The sequence below is a fragment of the Methanobacterium formicicum DSM 3637 genome, from assembly GCF_000302455.1.
GTDB lineage: Archaea > Methanobacteriota > Methanobacteria > Methanobacteriales > Methanobacteriaceae > Methanobacterium > Methanobacterium formicicum_A.
On record NZ_AMPO01000010.1, the window covers coordinates 1 to 14,448 of the forward strand.

The window sequence follows — 14,448 nt, forward strand, 5'->3', positions numbered from 1 at the left end:
AAAGTTGCCAGGCCACTAAAATCAGACCATATTGGGATTGAAATGACGTATCCACTGATAAGAATTAGAATTAGTGTGATTACTAAAATCAGACCATATTGGGATTGAAATGATGATCCTCACTCTGATTTTATTGTTGAAGAGATCGACTAAAATCAGACCATATTGGGATTGAAATTTTTCACTATTGAGAATATTTATTATCCTCATGGCTACTAAAATCAGACCATATTGGGATTGAAATATTTGCAAATCTCATGACAGTTGCAATATTGCAGTACTAAAATCAGACCATATTGGGATTGAAATGGGACTGTAGGGAGTTTGTATAAACAGGGAGATTATACTAAAATCAGACCATATTGGGATTGAAATATTAATATAGGGAAATGGGAATTAGCTGGATAAGTAACTAAAATCAGACCATATTGGGATTGAAATACTGGAGATAATACGGCCGTTACAGGTGGAGCATATACTAAAATCAGACCATATTGGGATTGAAATTCAATTGAGAGTGTTACATGTTTATCTCCAGACCATGACTAAAATCAGACCATATTGGGATTGAAATGTTTGTTCATCTCATCTGATATTTCAGTTTCTAAGAGACTAAAATCAGACCATATTGGGATTGAAATTCTTTTAGGTTGGATATAAATGTTTCATAGGTTCCACTAAAATCAGACCATATTGGGATTGAAATGCCATTGTAATCGAAGATCCTGATAACGTAACAATACTAAAATCAGACTATATTGGGATTGAAATTACAGAACCTAATGTGGGGATCTTCCATCCTAAAGAACTAAAATCAGACCATATTGGGATTGAAATCAATGTAGACAATACATTTTTAATCCTCTCCAACTGACTAAAATCAGACCATATTGGGATTGAAATGAAGTAGGTAAAGAACAAGCTTTACGTGATAAACTCACTAAAATCAGACCATATTGGGATTGAAATGGATGAGCGAGATTTTATAGTGGCCCGGGTACGTGAACTAAAATCAGACCATATTGGGATTGAAATTTGGTTGTGAGTTCAAGTCTCACTACGGGCTTCCAGACTAAAATCAGACCATATTGGGATTGAAATAACCCTGGGCATGATGGGCGGGGACATTTACACCCACTAAAATCAGACCATATTGGGATTGAAATAATGATGGGCCGAGATGCTGCCGGTAACAAAATTCAACTAAAATCAGACCATATTGAGATTGAAATTGCCATAGAAAAGGAATAATAAACCAATGAATCCAAACTAAAATCAGACCATATTGGGATTGAAATCGACCTTTGTTGAAATGTTGAATGAGAAAATTAATACTAAAATCAGACCATATTGGGATTGAAATGAACCTGGCCTAATACCTTAGTAACTCCATTACTAAACTAAAATCAGACCAAATTGGAATTTGGGGGTATTTAAGAAATTTAATTGTGATAAATATCGATGGTGGCAGAAACCTTCTGAAAAGGAGAAAAAGAGATTATTTATTCCATTATTTAATTAATTAGTTTTTAGTTAGTTGTTTATTTCTCCAAGTTTATAAATTAATTTAAATCAAAATATTGATGTAAACAATATATAAAATACTATTACAACTCCAATAAAAACCAGAATCTTTAATATGGGGCTGTTTATCCCTGCACTGGTGTTAACCATTTTTTCTTTAGCTTTGTTCTCTTCCGTGTTTATTTCACAATCTACTTTGTCATCTATGTTATCATCCACTTCTGAAACTGTTATTTCATGGGTTTCATCTTCTCTTTGATTCATAGTCTCCTTTTTAAGTTTTATCATGGATGTGCCCTCCCTAAATCCCATCTCTTTAGCTGGACTTCCACACTCAGGGCAAACCTCACCTTCCACCCGTTTAACATTACTACAATTTGGATTTGAACACATAGATGTCATTTTTAATCCCTTCATTATTTTTTTAGTTAATAGTTCCTTAGTTCTCCTGGTGTTAAAAACTTGGTGTATTTAACCTGAGAAGCTGGAGCTATGAAAAAATACTAAAAATCAGATTGTGGAATAAATGAGACTCTATAATTGGATCTAACTATCCTGGACTCATAATTCAGAGTAAAGCCATATGGGGTGAAAATACTAAAAAAATGATGGAATAATCTACTAAATTGTTCTGTACGTTTCCTTGTGGTAACTCCTGCAATGGGCTTCTTAAATGATTCACTACCTACATTTAAAGAAAGGATAGATTCTCCAAACTGGTATTATCTGCCTAGTATCATAGACTGGCGTCATTTGAGTTAATCATGCACACTTAAGGTTAGTTCGGGGTAGGAGTTAATTTATTGTTCTCCACCAGCAGCAGTGGTCAGTTTAACGTGTTCCACACCTTTTAGTCTCATTATCTTTTCAGTCAGGTTCCTGATTTCCTGGGCTTCTCCTTTAACCACTATTACTTCCAGACAGTTTTTCCCAGTCATGTGGATGTGCATAGTGGCGTTTATGTAGTCCCTGAATTCATGCTGAATATCAGTCAGGTCTTCCAGTACCCCTGTATAATGGTGGTCGTAGATAACAGCCACTATACCTATCCTATCCCCTTCTATGTCCCTCATCCACTGGTATCGTACTATGTAGTCCTTCAGGGCATCTCGAATTCCTTTAGATCTGGAATTATAGCCCCTATCTTTTAAAACTTCGTCGAACTCGTTTAACAATTTCTTCGGTAAGGACATGCTTATTCTCATCACTGATCTCCCCCTTTTTATTATTCAAATTGTAACTATTTATTAAGTATGATCTAACTATTATTAAATTGTTACTATTCTAATTTTTTACCACAAAAATTAAAAAATATTAAATCCATTATTTTTAGAATTAAATTAGATTAAAAAGATATATTCTAAAAAAGAGAATTTTTAAAGTTTAAAACCATAATTTCTACATTATTCATTCATTAATAAGGAAATATTGAATATTTTAGGGATGAAGATTAATATGAACTGTCAAACAGCAAAAAATTATTATACAAACTGGTAATAATCACCCCAACATTTTTTATAATTTGTATGATTAACTGGTTTATAGTCTTCTGGAATATCCAATAAGATTAAATGAGGGGTTAATGTATTTAATATAAGGTGAAAAATTTGCGATGTCCAAAGTGTGGAGTAGAATATCCGGAAAATTCAGACCGCTGCAGGTTCTGTGGTTATCCAAAAAACCCAACCTCCGAGATCAAGGGAGAAAATGGGAAAAGAACCGTAATTCAAAGTAGTATAGATCAACCAGGTACTAAAAATTCGTACTTTTTATCAAAAATCATTGGATTTTTTGGTATAGTATTTTTCCTTCCATTAGCCATAGCTTCTGGATTATACTTAATAACCCGGAAGGAAAAAGAGGCTAAATTCTGGGGACTGGCATTCCTGGTAATTGGAGGAATCTTCTGGGCTATTGGAGTAGTAATGCTTTACACCATGGGCTATGATAAATTCATAGCAACCTACAACTTAACCAATTACTCGACCACTTTGACCAATATGGGGTTTAAATTTTAATCATCATTCATTTGATTAATATTTTTTTGATTAATTTATAAACTATTATTCTCTTTTAAAAAATCTTTTTTTCCTTTAAATCTTTTTTTTCCTTTAGGAACATGTTATTTCGTTTCAATTTATTCTTTAAAAAACCAGTTTTTTCAGTTTAACTGTTCTGTTTAGTGTTCCGTTTAGAACATATCTGCTCTTTTTAAAGACTCTGACAGTTGATTTAGGGGATATGTTTCGCTTATAGAATGATTTTGGGTTTAAATAGTTTATTATGTGATTTTAATTTCGGGTTGATTTACATAAAAGATAAAGAGAATAATATATTAGATTGGTTTTCTTAAATTATAATCCGGAACTAATTAATAAAAGTAGATTGGTTAAATCTAACATTACAAGAAAGGTTTAACATTACAAAAGGCATTTAATTCGATTTATAATCAAGGAGTATAAAAAAATGGAAAAAATAATACTAGGACTTCCTAAAGGAAGTTTAAATAATGTTAACAGGGGAAACACATACCAATTATTTGTTGATGCAGGTTATGAGGTTCGTGGATACGAACCCGGTAAGGAAGAAAATGAAATTACCATATTAAATGATCCGGAAATAAAAGGATTCCTAACCAGACCCCAGAGTGCCCCGGTAGAACTTAACCGGCAAATCCTGGACATAGCTATAATCGGGGAAGACTGGGCCAGAGAAGAATCCGTGAATGTGGAAGGAAAACTCATAAGAAAGGTGGGTGATCTGGATTACGGTCAAACCAGGTTGATAGTAGCAGTACCCAATGAAGACCCTTATGAATCTCTTTCAGACTTCTTCAGGGCTAATAAAGATAGAAAAACTCCCATATTATGCTTCACAGAATACCCTAACCTCACCAGACAGTTTTTCATGGAAAATGAGAGTTACCGGGAATTATTCGGGGAAAGCAAACCATTGGTTCAGGTACGTGGTTTGTGGGATGGGGACAATGAAATGGTCCAGATCATCAACTCAGACGGTGCCACCGAAGTTTACATAGCCAAGGGAGCAGATTTGATAGTGGATAATACTCAAACTGGAAGCAGCCTCCGAAAAGCAGGATTGAAGATCCTGGAAACCATAATGGAATCCAGTGCAGGATTATACGCGGGTCCCAGCTGCACACAGGAGAAGGCTGAAAAAGCAAAAATAATATTCGAACAGTTATTTGGTGCAATCAACGCTCGAAGATACTTTGATGTGAAATTCAACATTGCCAACCAGCGGGTGGATGATGTGAAAGACTTCCTCCTCTCCAATGAATACTGTTCTGATGAGCCCACAGTGGTGGTAGGAAGCAGCTTCTCCCAGGTCAACGTCTTAATTCCTAAAAACAAATTCCCTGAAATGTTAAAAGGAATAAAAAGCTTCGGTGCTTCGGCTATTGTCCGTGAAAATGTTAAGCAGTATGTTCAGTAAATTGGGGTACTAAAGTAAATCAGGGCACTAATCTAGTCAGGTAATTTGGTTGATGATCTGACTTAGTAATTTATTATCAACCAAGCCGGATCTAGGTTTATCCAAACAGTATTGAGCCCTAAATCAGTGTTAGCAACCTATTATTAACAAAACAGGACATGGGGGGATTGAATGGAACAGTTTCTGATTACTCCAGCAGCAGGTAAAAGATTAATTGCCAGGGCATTAAAAGAACATCATGCTATTAAAAAAGCCCTAAAGGATGGAACAGTTGTCATAATAGCCGGAACAACCAATGGTTATGTGGCTGAAGAAATCTTATCCTCCCTGGAACAACTGGAAGAATTCTCCAGGAAAAAATTCTTCAGGGGAATAGTACTACCTCCGGTGGGACTAACTGATAAAACCGGACGACTTAAATCTGAAACTGAATTCCCCGGTGATGTGGTAATAGTTAATGGTACCTGGAAGAAAGGTTTAACCATATTCGATGTTGTGGATGATCTTAAGGAAGGGGATGTGATTTTAAAGGGTGCTAATGCCATAAATTATCTTCATAATAAGGCCGCCATATATATTGGCCATCCCCATGGTGGAACCATTGGGGTAGCATTACAGGCAGTTATCGGTCGCAGGGTGCGTTTAATCCTTCCAGTGGGGCTGGAAAAAAGGGTCCACACTGATCTGGATGATCTTGCACTGAAATTGAATACTCCGGGTAACCAGGGGCCACGGCTTTTACCGGTGGTGGGAGAAGTTTTCACTGAAATAGAGGCCATTTCCAGTTTAACCGGTGCCACTGCAGAATTAGTAGCTGCAGGTGGAGTTGCTGGTGCAGAAGGGTCAATATGGATTGCAGTCAGTGGTAAATCCTCTGAAGTTGGGGTTGCCCAGAAGCTGATAAAATCTATTATCAATGAACCTGCTTTTTCTTTATAAAAAGCAACAGCATTCTATTTAAACCGTATTCTATTTAAACCGCATTCTGTTATAAAAAGAACTAAATTCACTTTAAACTACCTTCTCTTTATAAAAATAGAATTTAATCTTATATAAAAAGGAACCCAGCAATTCCCAACATATGATTAATTCATTATTTTTCTTGATTAATTTTAGTATTTCTCCAGCAGTAAATCCACTTCCCTTTCAGAGGATAACTTTCCCAGAGCTTCGTATTCTGCACTTTTGACAGCCAGGTAAGATCTGGAAAGATCTTCTCCCAATGCATCTAAAATAGTTTTATCCTTTTTAAGATTAGCAAGGGCTTCTTTCAGATTACTGGGAAGTAGTTTAACTCCCATTTCCTTCATTTCCGCATCTGATAGATTAGCAGGGTCTTTCTGGATTGGACGGGGAAGTTCCATCTTTTTACGGATACCATCAAGTCCAGCGCTAATCACTACCCCCAAAGCAAGGTAAGGATTAGCTGATGCATCGACAGTTTTAACTTCAAAGTGCAGTATCCTACCATCATCTTCACGGATTACTCTTATAGCTGCCTCACGGTTGTTAAAACCCCATACTTGGAATGCTCCACTCCACATCTGGGGTCTTATCCTGCGGTAAGATCTGGGTATGGGGGTGGTGATGGCAGCAAGTGAAGGTAAATGATACAGTATTCCTGCTATGAATTGTTCCCCAGCTTCACTAAGACCATAATCGGATTCTGAGTCATGTAAAATATTCATATCATCCTGCCACAGGCTAAGATGTAGATGACAGCCATTACCTGCTGTATCGGGGAAAATTTTGGGAAGAAAAGATGCTTGAAGGCCGTGTTTAGATGCAATGCCCTTCACTGTCTCCCGGTAAACAATCTGATTATCAGCAGCACTCAGCGCATCAGAATACATGATAGTTATTTCGTGCTGACCAGGACCCGACTCCGGATAATACTGTTGGACTGTGATGTTCTGGGCAATTAATGCTTCAACTATATCGCTGATGATGTGATAGTTTAAATCCATGGAGTAAGAGGATGCAAAAGGGGTAAACTCTGATGGTTTGATTGGTACACCATTACTGTTCTTTTTATTATTTTTACCATTCGTATTATCCCTTTTTTCATCATCATGTTTTAGGAGATAAAATTCATTTTCAAAGGCTGCTTTAACATTTAAACCTTCTTCCTGAAGGGCGTTGATCATTTTTTTTTAAAAACCCACGGGGACAGTTATCCCAGACCTTTCCCTCATAAAACATATCACCCATAACCCGGGCATGACCCGGAGCATAGGGTATTGGTGTCAAAGTTGACATGTCTCCCTTTAAATTTATTTCACCCACTGGATCCAGTCCGCATCCTGCTACCACTCCATCGTACATCACTGGAACCCCCTGCTGGGCACGTGAAATACCCACTGAGACTTCTTGATCCTTAATTTCGTCCACACAAACCGCTTTTGCCCGGATGATATTGGCATTATCACACCATAGTACTCTAATAAAACAGGGTTTGGAGTCTGATATATTTTTCGTCATTAACGTCACCGTTGGCATCATGTCCTAGTAATCATGGCTCTTTACTTCTAATTGATTACTACTTATGATAATTTAACATTGATTATGGCTCCGGATTATTTAACTGTAATGATGGAGTATCTGCAGATCTTAAGATTATCGTGGATATTACAATTGAAAAATGAATATGGATGGATTGAGATCTTAAGATTGTCTGTAAATATTATTAGAGGATGAAATTGGGGAGGGGGCATGATTTACTAGAGATTTTGAAAAAAGTAGTTTACCCATCTATTTCCTTGATAATAGCTTCATGCATTCTTCTAATGAATTCTATTCTTTCTTCATACTTTAAAACATCGAGGTATCCCTGAGACACCAGGTTAAAAGCAAATGGGGATGGTATTTTGGTATTTATATGTTTTATCTCCATTTTACCATCTTCAATCATTTTTAACACGTTCAGAGCATTTTTAACATCCATGAAGTCTTCGGTAACTTCTCTCCTAGCTTCCTTGAGAATGGGGAAGTTAGGGTCCAGTTCCTTCACGAACTTTAAGAGAATCTTACCCTTAACCTGCTGACGCCCCACGGATTTCTCCTGACCCTTGTAACGCCGGAGGATCATGAGGGAACGTCCAGCGCAGTGCCTGAACCTTCCAGCCAGTGTCTCGGTACGGTCAATTGCTTCTTTAAGGTAGTTTTCCAGGTTTTCAGATGTGAGCTCCTGGAAAGCCTCCAGTGCACCGATCTTACCCTCACTGGAAAGGTAGAATCCATTATCAGAGATGGATATCATAACATCGTGCCGATACCTTCTGGCAATAACGTAAGCCAGGGCACGGCTTAAGACATCGTTAACCCTTCTTCCAAAGAGTGAATGGAACACCACAAATTTACGACCGCCAAAACCGGTGTAATACTCCACCAGTAATGTTTTAAGGTTGGGTACCACTGCGTAGAGGTACTGCTCCCGGAAGTACTGGTAAATGGAGTTGGCAGCGTTGTGATCCAGGTAGAGATACTGGTGTATGAATTCAATGATTTCCTCTTTACTTCTACCCTTTTTAAATTCCCATTCCAGTATTCCCCTGAACTTCCCAATGGACATAGCCAGATCAAATGACAATGGTAGCTGTTCTGAAAACCAGGAGGGAATGGTTGGGGGGCCAGAAGCAGGGCTGACATTCACACTCATTCCACGGGCATAATTAAAACGGTAGATGCGCCCTCCTAATACGAAACTATCACCTTTTTTGAGTTTTTCCATGAAGTCCTCTTCAATCCTACCCACCACTTCACCACCACATTTTACCACTGCAGCACTGCGGTCGGGTATGGTTCCAATGTTTGTTGAATAGAGCATACGGGCCAGTTTACCCCTTTTTCCCATGCGGTTTTCATCCCAGTCCACCCATATCTTGGCATAGACGTAACGGTCCTCTAATCGGGTGTACTCACCGGCTAGATAGCTCAGGACACTGTGATAATCATCTTTACTCAGTTCTCTGTAGGGGTAACTTCCCTGGATAAGCTGGAGTGCTTCATCCAGGTCCCAGCGCTGTTCAATGGCCATACCATATATCTGCTGGGATAAAACATCCAGACAGTTTTCAGGGATGTGTATCTCGTCGATCTTTCCTTCTATGGCATTTTTAAGAATGAGAGCACATTCCACCAGGTCGTCACGGTCTACCACCATCATCCTGCCCTTGGATTTTTCATGTAACTGATGGCCACTCCTACCTATTCTTTGCAGGGCTCTGGAGACAGATTTGGGGCTGGAAACCAGTACCACCAGGTCAATGTAACCAATATCTATTCCCAGCTCCAGACTGGTGGATGAGACCACAACTTTCAGCTTCCCCTCCTTTAACTTGTTTTCGGCCTCCAGTCGCAGTTCCCTGGAGAGACTGGAATGGTGGGCCATTATATTCTGGTCATGGTAACTACCAGGGTACCTTTTTTTAAGGTTGAAAACCACACTTTCAGTACCACTACGGGTGTTGGTGAAGATGAGGGTGGTCTGGTGTTCCTGGATGAGATCATGGAGCATCTGATACATGGCCTTGTTGGTTTCATCAGGTTCTGTGGCTATGATATCCTTAACCGGGCAGATCACTTCCATATCCAGTTGTTTCAGATAATTTACATCCACAATGAGACAATCCCGTGGCTGGCCATAGGAGTAGCCCACCAAAAATTCTGCCATCCTCTCCAGGGGGTGTACAGTGGCACTGAGACCGACACGTACAAATCCACCAGTGAGGTGTTCCAATCTCTCCAGACTGAGACTGAGGTGTACTCCGCGCTTATTCTCGGCCAGGGAGTGTATTTCATCTATAATCACGTAGCGAACCTTGGAAAGTTTTTCCCTGAACTTGGGTGCGCAGAGAAGGATTGAAAGAGATTCAGGGGTGGTAATGAGGATGTGAGGTGGCTTTTTAAGCATCTTGGACCTTTCATACTGGCTGGTGTCCCCGGTACGCACTGCCTTACGAATACCAAGCTCGTGCCCGGCTATCTTTTCAATCTCAGTTAATGGTTCTTCCAGGTTCTTCTCAATATCATTATCCAGTGCCTTTAATGGGGATATGTACAGGCAATAAACACGGTCTTCCAGGATTTCCTGATCAGCCAGACGGGTGAGTTCGCTGATTATGGATAGAAATGCAGTGAGGGTTTTACCGGAACCAGTGGGTGATGAGACCAGCACATTTTTTCCCTGGTGTATATCCACGATTGACTGGCGCTGTGCCTCGGAAAATGTTTCAAACTTCCCCTTGAACCATTCCCTGGCCCAGGGATGTAGAATTTTATAAATATCCTTATCAGAATATTTTTTATCCTGTCTTACTATCATTTTATCTTAAATTTTAATAATCTCTCTTTAATGGTGATTTAGAACCGTTTTATGGATTTAAACTTGTTTTAATGATTTAGAGTGTTTTTAATGATTTGGGATTTTTTTTCAATGATTTATAGTAGTTTTCATAACCTTACCCCTTAAAATTCTATAAAATGAGAATCATAAGGATATGGTTCCTGTTGAACATTCAAAAGATGACTTATTTTACCAAAATAGAATGTTTCAAAGTTTTCAACCCCAAAAACCTCCAGATCATCATGTTTGGCTTCTTTTAAAAAGGGGGAGAGTGGTTTTTCATGGAGAACATCTGAACCTTCGGTGATGAAGTTAAATGATGGCATTACAATCATTTTTTTATCCCGAAAATCTCCGGCAAGGAAACATTTAACCTTCTCCATTCTTTCACCGCTTCTAATTCCAACCGAGGGATGTTCATGTCCAATTATGATCTTTTGTTCGGTGATTTCATCCCATTTTCCTGGAATCTTATCACCATGCATTACTATGAAATTACCGGTTGAATAATAGGGGTACACTTCTAAACCAGTTTTTTCGGCTATTATTGGTGTCAGGGGATCGTGATTACCCTTGATCAGAATGATTTTCTGGAAACGTTCCTTAAGGTAATCAATGAATTTCAGGGTTTCTTTCCACTCCTGACGATTTATCTTACCAAATTCATGTTTAAGGTCACCGTTAATGATGATGTTAGCACAATCACTACGAGAATGGATTTCTTCCATTCTCTTAATGATTTTGGGGTACTGGAACTTGGGTATCATAATACCCTGGTAGTTCAATGCTTCCTCGTATCCCAAGTGAAGATCGGATATTATAAGGTGATCCTCAACTTCCAGGGCCAGATCCAGAATCCTGGCACCAAAAATAATATCATCAACCATGTTTATCCTCTAAAACCCTTTTTTTAATCTCAAAATCCTGTTTATCATTTAAAACCTTATTCATCCTTAAATATTGGAATATTACTTCTTAATTTTCAGAGTATTATTTTTAAATATCTAGTTAGGACTAGATTCTCATTTAAGATGTGGAATAATTACTAATAGAAAAAATATCTTTAGAAAATCGGTATGTGATTTGTTAGTTCTTATGGTAATTTATTGGAACTGTGTAAATGTTATAAAATGATTATGTAAATCAGTAAGGTTTGTAGTCAGTAATGATGTGGTTATCACTATAAATTTAGGAATCTATTATCTATATGATATCAATATAGTTAAAGATCAACTTATTTAAGTATATATATTTGATGTTTGCTTGTTTTATATTTATTGTTGCTTTATTTTTTAGGCCAAAGCCATGAAAAAAAGATGTGAATTAGAAGTATCAAAAGAAATGGTAAAAACAGGAGGGTGTGTAGCTGGAAAGAAAGGGTTTTATCGAGTAAACCTCCTGTGATAAATTCTATACTTCTGTAATAGGTTATTCCCAGGCCAGAAATGATAACAATGAATATCAAAATTATCAAAGTAATATGAACAGCTTTTTTAATGGGTTTCCTGTCCATTTTAAACAACCTGGGTGTGTTTTGATCTAGTATTTAATGAGGGAATCATTTAATGATTTATCATTTTAAAAAGCTTTCATTGAGGTTACCGGTTGTGGAATATCCTCTGCTTTCCCAGTAACCCTGGTAATTAGGATTATCAGATAGTTCAATCCTGTTTATCCATTTTATCCACTTGTATCCCCATTTACTCTCTGCCACCAGTTGAAATGGGAATCCCCTCTCAGTAGGTAAAGTGGCATTGTTCATCTTATACGCCATTAATATCTGGTTATTCTGAAGGTATTCCAGTGGAAAAGAGGTGGAATAACCATCAACTGCATAAAAAATCACGGTGTTTGCCTGGGGTAATGGTTTCACATCATTAAGGATATCCTTTACCAGTACTCCCTGCCAAAGTATATTCACATTCCATCCTTCCACACAATCCAGTTTAACCACTTTCTGATAACTCTGGAAATCCTTAACCTGATCATAAGTATAATTTTGGGGGTTAGCCACCAGTCCATCTACTTCCAGATGGTAACTGGTAATATTCACGTACTGGGGTCCTTTAATTGAGTTTTCACGGAAGTCGTTAACCGATGATAGTTGCTGTCCCTGATAGTTGGTAACTTCCACAGAATCAAGGGGAATTGTACTGGGAGGCAATAAGTCCAGACTAATTACAATGGCCAGTAACATGATAATAACGATTGCACCCACGGCAATGTATTGTTTTATCATTATTCATCTACCCCCTATCATTTTACCTTTTTTGAAAAGTCAGGAAGGGTATTTTTATGGTTAAGTATCCCTGAATTTTTGACAATTTACAACTGAACATATTTAATACTCAATTTTACTGAAAATCCATTAATACTAGTTATATTTAAGTTAACCCTCATATAAAGCATTTATCCCTGGAAATTTTTTTGCCATTAGAATATTCATCGCATAAACTAGTGGAAATTACCAATTAAAGCAGAAATAAACATTTTTTGTGAGTTTTGCGAATAAAACCTATTTTATATACTTTATAAATGAAATATATGGCATTAGCTACTTTTAACCATTTGATGTATCAAAAAAAATATCAATAGCGCGTAATAATCAGGTACAATGACTTTATCCTGAATATTTCTTTTTTCTGTTATCCTAACACTTTGTAATTCAAATTATGTGTGTTTGTGAGAATAAGGTGCTTATATCATGATTTTCATCATGATAAAAAATTTCATATGATAAAATAATTGTTCTGTAATAACAATATAGTTATATTACAAACATAATAATTATATTATGTAATCACAATCTATCTTAACTAACATTGAATATTCATGAATGTGTCCATAAACATTATTATTTTTGAACTTAAACTCAGCAAAAATTCTAATTTACTAGGTTGTGGTTGATTTTGTAAAATAAAAAATAAATAGGAGGGGGGAAAATGAGGAAAAAAGCCATAACATTGTCTTTTAGTTTGTTGTTAGTATTTGTTCTTTGTGGAGCTGCAACTGCTGGGGATAATGTTACTGTAAGCAAGACTGCTGTTAGTACAGGTTCGGACACTGCAACGGTAACCATTACCATTAATGGACCGCCTGCAAATTCTTCTGCTACTGGAACCGATGTAGTATATGCATTGGATTGTTCTGGAAGTATGAGTGGTGAACCTCTACAGGCATCTCAAGATGCAGCGAACAACATTGTTAACAAGATGAATCCGGCAAATCAGCAAGCAGCTGTTGTAAATTGGGATAGTACTATTCAACCGTCCAGTATAGGTTTAACTACTGACTATACGGCAGTACATGCTGCAATTAATGCAGGAGTAGCAGCAGGATCTACTAATATGGCTGCAGCTATACAGCAGGCCATTGCCTATCTTGATGCAAGTACCATGGCAGGAAACACCCATAATATAATTCTCTTAAGTGATGGTTATCCAGATAGTCAGGCTGATGCTATAACTCAAGCACAAGCTGCCGCAGCTAAAGGCTACAAACTATTTACCATTGGTTTAGGTGATAGTGTGGATGCTGCATTCATGACTCAGTTAGCCACCATTACCGGAGGAAAATATTATGCTGCACCATCCGGCAGTGATTTAGACCAGATATACAACGATATATTCAGTCAATTCACATCTCAAACTGCAACCAACATTGTAGTTACTGATGTCTTGCCCAGTTACATCTCAGTAGTGGGTAATCCTACCATTATACCAAACAGCAATACCAAAAACGCTGATGGAACTACAACTTTAGTCTGGAATGTCGGAAGCTTATCTACTGGACAAACCTGGACAGTTTCGTACAATGTAAAATCCAGTCAATACGGAACACTTCCTACTAACGTTCAAGCGACTGTCTCTTACAACGATCCAGAAGGTATTCCTAAAACTGCAACGCTTCCTGTGCCAACAGTAACTTTCACAAAACCAGCAACCAACGGAACAACAGTCACCGCTAAAACAGTAGGAATGCAGACTTCAGGAGTTCCTGTAGCGGGATTAATATCTGCATTGTTACTGGTTATGGGTGGCCTACTATTGCCTAGAAGAAAGTAAATCTAGCTTTTTAACTCATTTTATTTTTTTTTAAGTACTACTTTTATCTGTACATGAATC

General features: G+C 37.6%; 11 protein-coding genes and 1 CRISPR repeat array. Of the genes, 4 read left to right on the forward strand and 7 right to left on the reverse strand.

Annotated features, from left to right (window positions below):
• Positions 1-14 precede the first annotated feature (14 nt).
• Positions 15-1,363: direct repeats of the CRISPR family, unit length 30 nt; unit sequence ACTAAAATCAGACCATATTGGGATTGAAAT.
• A 209-nt stretch (positions 1,364-1,572) separates the two neighbouring features.
• Positions 1,573-1,926, reverse strand: coding sequence for a hypothetical protein (locus tag A994_RS10275; protein WP_004031513.1), 354 nt, complete (start codon positions 1,924-1,926; stop codon positions 1,573-1,575).
• Between the two features lie 398 nt (positions 1,927-2,324).
• A complete protein-coding gene (gene nikR / locus A994_RS10280; RefSeq protein WP_048204218.1) occupies positions 2,325-2,732 on the reverse strand; it encodes a nickel-responsive transcriptional regulator NikR in 408 nt (135 codons plus the stop codon).
• Between the two features lie 390 nt (positions 2,733-3,122).
• Here nikR and A994_RS10285 point away from each other — a divergent pair, with 390 nt between their 5' ends.
• From A994_RS10285 to A994_RS10295, 3 genes are all read left to right on the forward strand, one after another.
• Positions 3,123-3,542, forward strand: a complete 420-nt coding sequence (locus A994_RS10285; protein ID WP_394295006.1) for a hypothetical protein — start codon at positions 3,123-3,125, stop codon at positions 3,540-3,542.
• A 448-nt stretch (positions 3,543-3,990) separates the two neighbouring features.
• Positions 3,991-4,980: an ATP phosphoribosyltransferase gene (gene hisG / locus A994_RS10290; RefSeq protein WP_004031516.1), complete on the forward strand. Its 990-nt coding sequence runs from the start codon at positions 3,991-3,993 to the stop codon at positions 4,978-4,980.
• 171 nt (positions 4,981-5,151) lie between these two features.
• Complete coding sequence (locus tag A994_RS10295) at positions 5,152-5,919, forward strand: hypothetical protein (RefSeq protein WP_004031517.1); 768 nt, start codon at positions 5,152-5,154, stop codon at positions 5,917-5,919.
• 173 nt (positions 5,920-6,092) lie between these two features.
• Here A994_RS10295 and A994_RS10300 read toward each other — a convergent pair whose 3' ends face one another.
• From A994_RS10300 to A994_RS10320, 5 genes are all read right to left on the reverse strand, one after another.
• Entirely contained in the window at positions 6,093-7,127 is a 1,035-nt protein-coding gene (locus tag A994_RS10300) for a glutamine synthetase family protein (RefSeq protein WP_237739732.1), read from the reverse strand.
• Positions 7,090-7,461 carry a type I glutamate--ammonia ligase gene (locus tag A994_RS13560; protein WP_237739733.1) on the reverse strand — a complete coding sequence of 124 codons (372 nt, stop codon included), beginning with the start codon at positions 7,459-7,461 and terminating at the stop codon, positions 7,090-7,092. Before A994_RS13560 ends, A994_RS10300 begins: the two co-directional genes overlap by 38 nt.
• Before the next feature lie 262 nt (positions 7,462-7,723).
• Entirely contained in the window at positions 7,724-10,303 is a 2,580-nt protein-coding gene (locus tag A994_RS10305; RefSeq protein WP_004031518.1) for an ATP-dependent helicase, read from the reverse strand.
• 143 nt (positions 10,304-10,446) lie between these two features.
• Positions 10,447-11,211 (reverse strand): metallophosphoesterase, encoded by a 765-nt coding sequence (locus tag A994_RS10310; RefSeq protein WP_004031519.1) that lies wholly within the window; start codon positions 11,209-11,211, stop codon positions 10,447-10,449.
• 686 nt (positions 11,212-11,897) lie between these two features.
• Positions 11,898-12,563 (reverse strand): molybdopterin-dependent oxidoreductase, encoded by a 666-nt coding sequence (locus tag A994_RS10320; RefSeq protein WP_004031521.1) that lies wholly within the window; start codon positions 12,561-12,563, stop codon positions 11,898-11,900.
• A 703-nt stretch (positions 12,564-13,266) separates the two neighbouring features.
• Between A994_RS10320 and A994_RS10325 the strand changes: the two genes are divergently transcribed.
• The gene (locus tag A994_RS10325; RefSeq protein ID WP_004031522.1) at positions 13,267-14,388 is read left to right on the forward strand and encodes a VWA domain-containing protein; all 1,122 of its coding nucleotides are present in this window, start codon (positions 13,267-13,269) and stop codon (positions 14,386-14,388) included.
• Positions 14,389-14,448 lie beyond the last annotated feature (60 nt).

Excerpts from the sequence above, each read along its gene's own strand:
- A994_RS10275 (WP_004031513.1), bottom strand. The coding sequence starts at position 1,926 with ATGACATCTATGTGTTCAAATCCAAATTGTAGTAATGTTAAACGGGTG.
- hisG (WP_004031516.1), top strand. The coding sequence starts at position 3,991 with ATGGAAAAAATAATACTAGGACTTCCTAAAGGAAGTTTAAATAATGTT.
- A994_RS10295 (WP_004031517.1), top strand. The coding sequence starts at position 5,152 with ATGGAACAGTTTCTGATTACTCCAGCAGCAGGTAAAAGATTAATTGCC.
- A994_RS10300 (WP_237739732.1), bottom strand. The coding sequence starts at position 7,127 with ATGATCAACGCCCTTCAGGAAGAAGGTTTAAATGTTAAAGCAGCCTTT.
- A994_RS13560 (WP_237739733.1), bottom strand. The coding sequence starts at position 7,461 with ATGACGAAAAATATATCAGACTCCAAACCCTGTTTTATTAGAGTACTA.
- A994_RS10305 (WP_004031518.1), bottom strand. The coding sequence starts at position 10,303 with ATGATAGTAAGACAGGATAAAAAATATTCTGATAAGGATATTTATAAA.
- A994_RS10310 (WP_004031519.1), bottom strand. The coding sequence starts at position 11,211 with ATGGTTGATGATATTATTTTTGGTGCCAGGATTCTGGATCTGGCCCTG.
- A994_RS10320 (WP_004031521.1), bottom strand. The coding sequence starts at position 12,563 with ATGATAAAACAATACATTGCCGTGGGTGCAATCGTTATTATCATGTTA.
- A994_RS10325 (WP_004031522.1), top strand. The coding sequence starts at position 13,267 with ATGAGGAAAAAAGCCATAACATTGTCTTTTAGTTTGTTGTTAGTATTT.